The sequence below is a fragment of the Christiangramia qingdaonensis genome (assembly GCF_048381525.1).
In the GTDB taxonomy this organism is placed as follows: domain Bacteria; phylum Bacteroidota; class Bacteroidia; order Flavobacteriales; family Flavobacteriaceae; genus Christiangramia.
Genome location: NZ_JBLWIM010000008.1, coordinates 839,671 through 849,309 on the forward strand (window position 1 = coordinate 839,671; position 9,639 = coordinate 849,309).

Genomic DNA, 9,639 nt, shown 5'->3' on the forward strand with positions numbered 1-9,639 from the left:
TCGGGACCTCCTTTGGTTATATATTTCTCTCTATGCAGGTGCGCAGATCCTTTCCCTCCTTTTCCGGAGAAAACATGAATCTTCACGTAATCAACAAAATTCCCTTCAGTCATATCTTATTTCATTAAATCATCGATCACAGAACTCAGTCGAGTAGTGATCTCTTCTATACTACCTTCACCATTCACTCCGTAATACTTATTTTGTTTCTGGTAGAAATTCTTCAAAATGGCAGTTTCAGCATAATAAACCTTGATGCGGTTGCGAATAACACGCTCATCAGCATCATCTGGTCTACCTGAAGTTTTACCTCTTTCCAGCAATCTTTCAACAAGGATCTCATCCTCAACTTCCAGAGCGATCATGGCATTTACTTCTGTACCTTTCGCTTCCAAAGATTCACTTAATGCCTCCGCCTGGGCTTCAGTTCTTGGAAATCCGTCAAAAATAAATCCGTTAGCACCTTCATTTTTCTCAACTTCTGCATTAAGCATATTGATGGTAACCTCATCTGGAACGAGTTGCCCCTTATCAATAAACGATTTTGCGCTCAGCCCAAGTTCAGTCTGATTCTTGATATTATACCTGAATACATCTCCCGTAGAAATATGTATAAGATCGTACTTTTCCTTTAAAATGGTTGCCTGAGTTCCCTTGCCTGCACCCGGAGGGCCAAACAGCACTAGATTTGTCATTTTGCTTTCTTTGCGTTTGTATACTTGAGTTAGGTTTCTGCCCAGACCGTCGTAGTCAAGACCGTAACCAACAATAAATTTATTAGGTATCTCCATCCCGATAATTTGTACCGGAACATTTTTTTTGTAAGCTGAAGGTTTGAAAAAAAGTGTTGCCACCTGGTAGTTAGCTACGCCTGCTTCAGTTAATATTCTATCAACCTCAACGAGCGTATTACCGGTATCCACGATATCTTCCAGAAGAACAACTTCCCTACCGGCAAGTTCCTGTCCTAAGCCTAATAAGGTTTTGACTTCTCCAGTAGTTTTGGTGCCTTCATAAGAACCCATTTTTACGAAACTAATTTCGCAGTCACTCTCAAATCTTTTGATCACTTCGGAAGCAAACATAAAAGAGCCATTCAGGATCCCGATAAATACAGGTTTTCTACCTGCATATTCGTCATTTAATCGTTTAGCAATAGTATCGATGGCTTTCGTAATTTCATCCTCAGAGATAAAAGGTTCGAATTCCAGATCGTGTAGCTTTATCAAAATTCAGCAATTTTAAGTGGCAAAGATAAGGAATCTATACAAGCCCGCCTTCCCGAATTCTTGCTGAATAAATATGGCAGGAATCAGGAATAACTTATTTTTGCGAAAAGCCGAATTAACTTATGGTAAATTATTTCTCATCAGACTTTAAACTGGGAATTCTAGGTGGTGGCCAGCTTGGCAAAATGATGCTTTACGAGACCCGAAAGTACGATATCCAGACGCTTGTGCTGGACCCAAGTCCAGAGGCTCCTTCAAGAATTTCCTGCGACTATTTTGAGCAGGGAGATCTAATGGATTATGAAACTGTGCTTCAGTTTGGCAGAAAAGCAGATGTATTAACTTTCGAAATCGAAGGTATTAATATAGAAGCTTTAAAACAGCTGGAAAGCGAAGGCATTAAGACATTCCCTTCCGCAGCAACCCTGGAGAAAATTCAGAATAAGGCGGTACAGAAAGAATTTTACGAACAGCACAATTTGCCAACTGCAGCTTTCAAAAGATTTCCAAATCTGGAACTTTTAAAATCAGACGTCAACAAGCAAAAAGTAAGCTTACCTTTCGTCTGGAAAAGTGCAACCGGTGGTTATGATGGAAAAGGAGTATCTGTTATAAGAACAGAAGCTGATCTTGCCAATCTTCCCGATACAGAATGTATTGCTGAAAACCTGGTGCCTTTCAAAAATGAACTGGCGGTTATCGTGGCACGGAATCCTTCAGGCGAAGTTCGCACATATCCAGTAGTGGAAATGGAATTTCATCCCACGGCTAACCAGGTTGAATATGTCATCTGTCCAGCACGTATCGAAAATAATGTAGCCGAAAAGGCAAGGAAACTGGCTGAAAATGTTTCCGAAGCATTTGAACACGTAGGATTACTTGCGGTTGAAATGTTTCAGACTGAAGACGATGAAATCTTGATCAATGAAGTGGCTCCAAGGCCTCACAATAGTGGTCATTATAGTATTGAAGCTTCCTACACCAACCAGTTCGAACAGCAAATTAGAGCTATTCTGGATCTGCCCTTAGGTAAAACCGATAATAAACTTGGCGGGATCATGGTAAATCTGGTAGGTGATGAAGATCATGAAGGTGAAGTTCAATATAAAAACATAGAAAAGATCATGGGTATGGAAGGAGTTACTCCGCATATCTATGGTAAAAAAATTACCAGACCTTTTCGTAAGATGGGTCATGTAACGATTGTAAATGAAGACCTTGGCAAAGCTCGAAAGATCGCTGAAGAAGTAAAGAATAGTATTCAAGTTATTAGTAAAAAATTATAAGATGGGAAAAGTAGCTGTGATCATGGGTAGTACCAGCGATATGCCTGTAATGCAGGAAGCAATCGACATGCTGGAAGGATTTGACATACAGGTGGAAGTAGATATCGTTTCAGCTCACCGTACGCCCGAGAAATTATTCGATTTTAGCAAAAACGCTCACGAAAGAGATATCAAAGTTATTATTGCAGGTGCCGGTGGTGCAGCTCACCTTCCAGGGATGGTAGCTTCCATGTCCCCATTGCCAGTAATTGGAGTTCCAGTGAAATCAAGAAACTCCATAGATGGCTGGGATTCAGTATTGTCAATTCTACAAATGCCCGGTGGCGTACCTGTCGCGACCGTTGCACTCGATGGCGCCAAGAACGCAGGTATCCTGGCTGCGCAAATTATAGGTACGGCAGATAAATGCGTAATGGACAAGATCCTTGTCTACAAAGAAGGTCTTAAACAGAAGGTGATCGAAGGCGCGAAAAGCGTTCAGAAAAAGAAATAAAAAAGGGATCACAATGTGATCCCCAAGCAGTAAACCTTTAATCCGTTATTATTTATTAACCATTCTAAATTTTAACCAGAACTTGTTATACTACTGTATCGTTATAAGTTGATCTTTAATCGATTAAAAGGCTAAAATAGAAATTTTAATTAGATCTTTTGCAATAACGTTCATATAATATTGCAAAAGCGTTAAACTTACATTCATGAGCTCTCAAAATATATTACTGGAAGATTTTAATCAGGCTCCTTTTTCAAGCATAAAAACATCAGATTACAAACCTGCCATTCTCAAGGCTATAGAACTTGCCCAAAAAGATATTGAGGCTATCACCTCCAGTAAGGAAGAACCAACCTTCGAAAATACGATCGAAGCATTAGAGTTTTCTGGAAAAAAACTTGATCGGGTTACCAGCATTTTCTTCAACATAAACTCCGCGGAGACTAATGAAGAAATTCAGAAGATCGCGCAGGATGTTTCTCCTTTACTTTCAGAATTTAAGAATGATATTATTCTGAATAATGTTCTTTTCAAAAGAGTTAAAAAGGTGTACAATCGAAGAGAGTCAATGGACCTCAACAAGGAGCAAACTACTTTACTTGATCAGAAATACAAAGCATTTACCCGAAATGGCGCCAACCTGCCTAGCGAAGGTCAACAGGCCCTACGTGAGATCGACAAAAAACTATCTAAGCTAAAATTGCAGTTTGGTGAAAACGTTTTAGCTGAAACCAATAAATATGAGCTGGTAGTCACCGAAGAATCCCGATTAGGTGGATTGCCTGACAGTTTCAAAGAAGAGGCCAGAAATATTGCAAAATCCAAGGATACCGAAGGCTGGATAATCAGTCTCGAATACCCAAGCTATATTCCATTCATGAAATATGCTGATGACAGGGAGTTGCGAAAGGAACTTTCTCTGGCATTTGGATCGAGAGCTTTTAAAGGTGATGAATTAGATAACCAGCAAATTGTTCTTGATATCGCAAAACTGCGATATGAAAGAGCAAAACTACTTGGTTTTGATTCCCATGCTCATTTTGTTCTTGAAGAACGTATGGCAGAAACCCCGCAAAAAGTAGAGTCTTTTCTTGAGGAAATGCTGGAGAAAGCAAGACCTGCAGCAGAGCGAGAGTTTAGTCAATTGGAAAAGTTCGCTAAAGAGCTTGACCAGATCGACACCTTGCAAAAATGGGATTCGGCTTATTATGCAGAAAAACTGAAACAGAAATTATTTGATCTGGATGACGAAAAGCTGAAACCATACTTCCAGTTAGAGAAAGTGATTGATGGTGTGTTTACTATTGCAGGGAAACTTTACGGACTCAATTTCGAACAAACAACTAATGTTGATGTATATCACCAGAATGTTAGAACCTACAATGTCACCGATACTTTAGGGAATGATATCGCCCTGTTTTATGCCGACTTTCATCCTCGCCCCGGAAAAAGAGATGGTGCATGGATGACTATTTACAAACAACAGTCGATAGAAAATGGGCAGAATGAGAGACCCCATATATCAATTGTATGTAATTTCACTAAACCAACAGAGAAACAACCTTCATTATTAACTTTTAATGAAGTAACTACATTATTCCATGAATTTGGTCATGCCTTACACGGTATGCTCGCAAACACAACTTACCCAAGTCTTTCTGGTGCCAATGTATACTGGGATTTTGTAGAACTACCAAGCCAGGTTCTTGAAAACTGGTGTTACGAGGAAGAGGCATTGCAACTCTTTGCAAAACATTATAAAACCGGTGAAGCCATTCCACAGGAATACATCACTAAGATCAAGGAATCTTCCAACTTTTTGGAAGGTATGGCAACCTTAAGACAGTTAAGCTTTGGAATGTTAGATCTTAGCTGGCATGCTCAGGATCCTTCGAATGTAAGTGATGTAAAGTCACATGAAATAGAAGCATTCGAACCTACCAAATTATTCCCGGATGTGGCGAGTAATTGTATGAGTACAGCATTTTCCCATATCTTCCAGGGTGGTTATTCCGCAGGATATTATTCTTATAAATGGGCAGAAGTACTGGATGCAGACGCGTTCGAATATTTTACAGAAAACGGAATATTCAGCAAGGATATCGCAGATAAATTTAAAGATAATATACTCTCGCAAGGTGGCACAGAGCATCCAATGGAACTGTACAAACGCTTCCGCGGAAAAGAACCAAAACCAGATGCTCTATTAAGAAGAGCTGGTCTAATCAGTAAGTAAATAATTCTGAAAAGAATGGTAAAACCTGACCATAAAGCTTAGGGATCGCCATTCTTTTCATATTTTTGAGTTGCAACCGTCACAAGCACACATGCCTTCAAACCAACTTGATCCTAATAAATGGGTAGACAGATATTCAGATTATCTGTTTAATTATACGATCGTGCGTGTAAATGACCGTGAGGTCGCTAATGACCTAATTTCTGAAACCTTCCTGGCGGGCTTAAAATCTGCTAAGAATTTTATGGGCGAAGCCAGCGAAAGAACCTGGCTTATCTCAATCCTTAAACGAAAGATCATTGATCATTATCGTCGTAATAATTCAGCGAAAGGTCAGGCAGAAGTTAAGATCAATTATACTGGAGAAGATAGCGAAGGTGAATGGCTGGAAGAACAGGTTCCAGATCAATTTGACCGTACCGCCGAGGATGACATGGAAAATAATGAACTTGGACTGGCAATTCTGGATTGTCTGGACTCTATCAACGAAAAACAAGCAGCAATTTTTAAGCGTAAAACTATAGATGGGGTTGACACGGAAGCGATTTGTAATGAATTTGATATCACGCCGTCTAATTTGTGGGTTATTATTCACCGCGCCAGAACTGCTCTGGCTGCATGCATGGAAAAAAACTGGTTTTAATTATGAGTAAAAAAAGTAAATCTCTTTTTGTTGACTGTTCTGAAGCAGCTACCTGTTGCACAAAAGCACAGTACGATGAAGCCGGTTTTTTCGAAAAGATCAAGTTAACCATCCATCTTGCCTTCTGCAGAACCTGCCGCACATTTTCCAGCAGAAATTCAAAACTCACCCGTAAGCTGAAAGAAGCAAACTTGGAATGCTGTTCCGAAGAAAAAAAGAAAGAATGGCGTGAAAGAATTAATAAACTGCATTCGGAAGAACATACTTCATAAGCAACAGAATTCCCAGGTACATTATGGGAATCGACTCCACCCAGAAAGACGCATAATATTTAGACTGCCGTCCCCTACTACCTAGCAGGAATATTCCAATAATTACACACACCAGAAATAAAGCTAGAAGACTATAACCGCGGAATTGCCGCTGAAATATTTCAATAACACATATCAGTATCGATAAAACAACCCCAAAGATCCTTGTTTTTCGCACTCCAATTCTTTGGGGAATGGTTTCAAGAGAATCAGAGTCATAGATTAAATCTCTTATTTCAAAAGGTAGCGTGAGCACTACCACCATACAAAACCTCTGGAAGAAATCTATAAGCACTGGTTGATTCAGCAGTTGCTGAGCATTGATTACGGGCAGCAAAACTGTAGTTCCCGCCCATACCATTGCAATCACAAATATTTTAATCCCCGCTAGACTTCTCAAATTCCTGCTGTTTCCAAAAACCGGTAGCGCATACAAAAGTGTTAGTAAGCCAAGGATCCCTGTTGCTACAAGGACGTTTACTGACAGTTGCAGAGAGAAATAGATCAACGCCAGAAAACTTACAAAAGAAAATATTTGAATGATTCGCAGGTTTCCCGCCAGACTGGAATGATGCAGTTTCGCAATACCAGCATATTTAACGAAATTATAACCGGTTATTGTCGAGAAAAAAATAAAAGCAAGTAGATCAATGGCAATCGTTAGGTTGTATTCCAGCATGCTTATAAGCGCGAAACATAACACCGCAATAGCAACGTGGATGCTGCTGTTAATATATAAGTCAAAAGCCTTGCAAAAGTACCTCATCTTACGAAATTACATATTCTTTACTAGTTTTTGGTCAGCCAAAAATCTTAACAACTGTATACGTCTAAACAACTTTAAATTAGCTCGGAATTATGTACTTTTGCGCCACAAAAACACAACTTAATTTATTGATGAGAACAGATTCTTTCGCATTACGCCATATTGGTCCCAAAGCTGAAAATCTTCAGGAAATGTTGGACACTATTGGCGTTGAGTCTATAGAGCAACTTATATACGAAACAATTCCTGATGATATCAGGCTGGAAAACCCACTTAATCTGCCAAAAGCAATGAGTGAGAACCAGTATGCAGAACATATTAAGAAGCTTTCAGAAAAGAATAAATTATATAAAACCTACATTGGTTTAGGATACCATCAATGCATCCTGCCAGCGGTAATCCAGAGAAATATTCTGGAAAATCCGGGTTGGTATACTGCGTATACGCCTTACCAGGCAGAAATCGCTCAGGGTAGATTGGAAGCTCTTCTAAATTTCCAGACCATGGTAAGCGATCTTACCGGTATGGAGCTAGCGAATGCATCATTATTAGATGAATCTACTGCTGCAGCTGAAGCTATGGCACTTTTATTCTCTGTTCGCGAAAGAGATCAGAAAAAAGCAAACGTCAATAAATTTTTCGTTTCTCAGCAAACATTACCGCAGACCATTTCTCTAATGGAAACGCGTGCTAACTTCCTTGGGATCGACATGATTGTTGGAGATCATGAGGAATTTGACTTTTCTGAAGAATACTTTGGGGCGCTTGTTCAGTATCCTGGGAAATTCGGACAGATCTTCGATTATAAAGAATTTGTTGAAAATTGTAATGCAGCTAATATCAAAACTGCATTTGCGGCAGATATACTTAGTCTGGTAATGCTTCAGGCTCCGGGAGAACTTGGAGTCGATGTCGTCGTTGGAACTACGCAACGTTTTGGAATTCCATTAGGCTATGGAGGACCACATGCAGCATTTTTTGCAACCAGAGAGGATTTTAAACGCAACCTTCCTGGACGTATTATTGGTATTACAAAAGATATTGACGGGAATAGTGCCCTTAGAATGGCATTGCAAACCCGTGAACAACATATCAAAAGAGATAAAGCAACTTCCAATATTTGTACTGCACAGGTTCTTCTTGCCGTTATGGCGGGAATGTACGCGGTATATCACGGACCACGCGGACTCGAGTACATCGCAGGTATTGTTCATGCGACTGCAGTTAGCCTGGAGGACAGTCTGAAAAATCTTGGGTTCGAACAGCAGAATTCGGCATATTTTGATACGCTACACGTAAAGGTTGACGCTAAATCTTTAAAAACTATTGCTGAAAAGCACGAAATAAACTTTTTCTATCCTGATTCTGAAAGTGCCTGTATTTCAATCAATGAGACCACTACTACAGACGATCTGAACGCGATCATTAAAGTTTTTGCTGAATTAAGTGATAAAGAAGCTACTGAAGTTTCTGAATTATCTTCTGAAATTAGAATTCCGGAGTCACTTCAACGTACAACCGAATTTTTAACTCACGAAGTATTCAACTTGTATCATTCAGAAACTGAATTGATGCGTTATATCAAAAAACTGGAACGCAAGGATCTTTCCCTGAACCACTCGATGATAAGTCTTGGATCCTGTACCATGAAATTAAATGCAGCTTCAGAAATGTTGCCTTTAAGTAATCCGCAGTGGGGAAATTTACATCCCTTTGTTCCGGTAGACCAGGCTCAGGGTTATCAAACCATATTAAAAGAACTTGAAGATCAGTTAACTGAAATTACAGGATTTTCAGCAACCTCTTTGCAACCAAATTCTGGAGCGCAGGGTGAGTATGCTGGTTTAATGGTTATACGTGCATACCACGAAGCGAATGGAGACAGTCATAGAAATATTTGCCTGATCCCATCGTCTGCTCACGGTACAAATCCTGCTTCAGCAGTGATGGCCGGGATGAAAGTAATTGTCACCAAGGCCACTGAAAATGGAAATATAGACGTTGATGATCTACGCGAAAAAGCATTAAAACACAAGGAAAATCTTGCCGCACTAATGGTTACATACCCTTCTACACACGGGGTATTTGAATCTGCTATTCGTGAAGTAACCAATATCATTCACGAAAATGGCGGTCAGGTTTATATGGATGGCGCTAACATGAATGCCCAGGTTGGACTTACCAATCCAGGGAAAATTGGCGCTGATGTCTGTCACCTGAACCTGCACAAAACTTTCGCCATTCCTCACGGAGGTGGTGGACCTGGAGTGGGTCCTATTTGTGTAGCTGAGCAGTTGAAACCTTTCCTTCCTGGAAACCCGGTGATTAAAACCGGAGGAGATCAGGCGATTGGTGCGATTTCTTCAGCTCCATGGGGTTCAGCCCTCGTTTGCCTTATTTCTTATGGATACATCAAAATGCTTGGTACTGGCGGCCTTCAAAAGGCAACAGAATATGCTATTTTGAATGCTAATTACATAAAGGAACGTTTGAACGGACATTATAAGACTCTTTATTCCGGAGAAAGAGGACGTGCGGCACATGAGATGATCGTAGATTGCAGACCCTTTAAAGAAAAAGGTATTGAAGTTACAGATATTGCAAAACGTTTGATCGATTATGGATTCCATGCTCCAACAGTATCATTCCCGGTAGCTGGAACGGTAATGATCGAA

The 9,639-nt window shown here is 40.0% G+C and carries 8 protein-coding genes and 1 pseudogene; 6 read left to right on the plus strand and 3 right to left on the minus strand.

What is annotated here, in order from left to right:
* A pseudogene (locus ACNI3T_RS04640) lies at positions 1 to 113 on the minus strand (GTPase ObgE); the annotation flags it as partial.
* Between the two features lie 3 nt (positions 114 to 116).
* Entirely contained in the window at positions 117 to 1,229 is a 1,113-nt protein-coding gene (locus ACNI3T_RS04645) for an adenylate kinase (protein WP_418226812.1), read from the minus strand.
* A gap of 122 nt (positions 1,230 to 1,351) precedes the next feature.
* On the opposite strand from ACNI3T_RS04645, the gene ACNI3T_RS04650 reads away from it, so the two are divergent.
* From ACNI3T_RS04650 to ACNI3T_RS04670, 5 genes are all read left to right on the plus strand, one after another.
* Positions 1,352 to 2,515, plus strand: coding sequence for a 5-(carboxyamino)imidazole ribonucleotide synthase (locus tag ACNI3T_RS04650; protein WP_418226813.1), 1,164 nt, complete (start codon positions 1,352 to 1,354; stop codon positions 2,513 to 2,515).
* A 1-nt stretch (position 2,516) separates the two neighbouring features.
* Positions 2,517 to 3,008: a 5-(carboxyamino)imidazole ribonucleotide mutase gene (purE, locus tag ACNI3T_RS04655; protein ID WP_418226814.1), complete on the plus strand. Its 492-nt coding sequence runs from the start codon at positions 2,517 to 2,519 to the stop codon at positions 3,006 to 3,008.
* Positions 3,009 to 3,213: 205 nt separating this feature from the next.
* Complete coding sequence (locus ACNI3T_RS04660; protein WP_418226815.1) at positions 3,214 to 5,244, plus strand: M3 family metallopeptidase; 2,031 nt, start codon at positions 3,214 to 3,216, stop codon at positions 5,242 to 5,244.
* 91 nt (positions 5,245 to 5,335) lie between these two features.
* The gene (locus ACNI3T_RS04665; RefSeq protein ID WP_418226816.1) at positions 5,336 to 5,887 is read left to right on the plus strand and encodes a sigma-70 family RNA polymerase sigma factor; all 552 of its coding nucleotides are present in this window, start codon (positions 5,336 to 5,338) and stop codon (positions 5,885 to 5,887) included.
* A gap of 2 nt (positions 5,888 to 5,889) precedes the next feature.
* Positions 5,890 to 6,159 (plus strand): hypothetical protein, encoded by a 270-nt coding sequence (locus tag ACNI3T_RS04670; RefSeq protein ID WP_322301918.1) that lies wholly within the window; start codon positions 5,890 to 5,892, stop codon positions 6,157 to 6,159.
* Here the strand turns inward: ACNI3T_RS04670 and ACNI3T_RS04675 are convergent.
* Positions 6,125 to 6,964 (minus strand): UbiA prenyltransferase family protein, encoded by an 840-nt coding sequence (locus tag ACNI3T_RS04675; protein ID WP_418226817.1) that lies wholly within the window; start codon positions 6,962 to 6,964, stop codon positions 6,125 to 6,127. The genes ACNI3T_RS04670 and ACNI3T_RS04675 overlap by 35 nt on opposite strands.
* 131 nt (positions 6,965 to 7,095) lie before the next feature.
* Between ACNI3T_RS04675 and gcvP the strand changes: the two genes are divergently transcribed.
* On the plus strand, positions 7,096 to 9,639 hold a 2,544-nt coding region (gene gcvP, locus ACNI3T_RS04680; protein WP_418226818.1), incomplete at its 3' end, for an aminomethyl-transferring glycine dehydrogenase.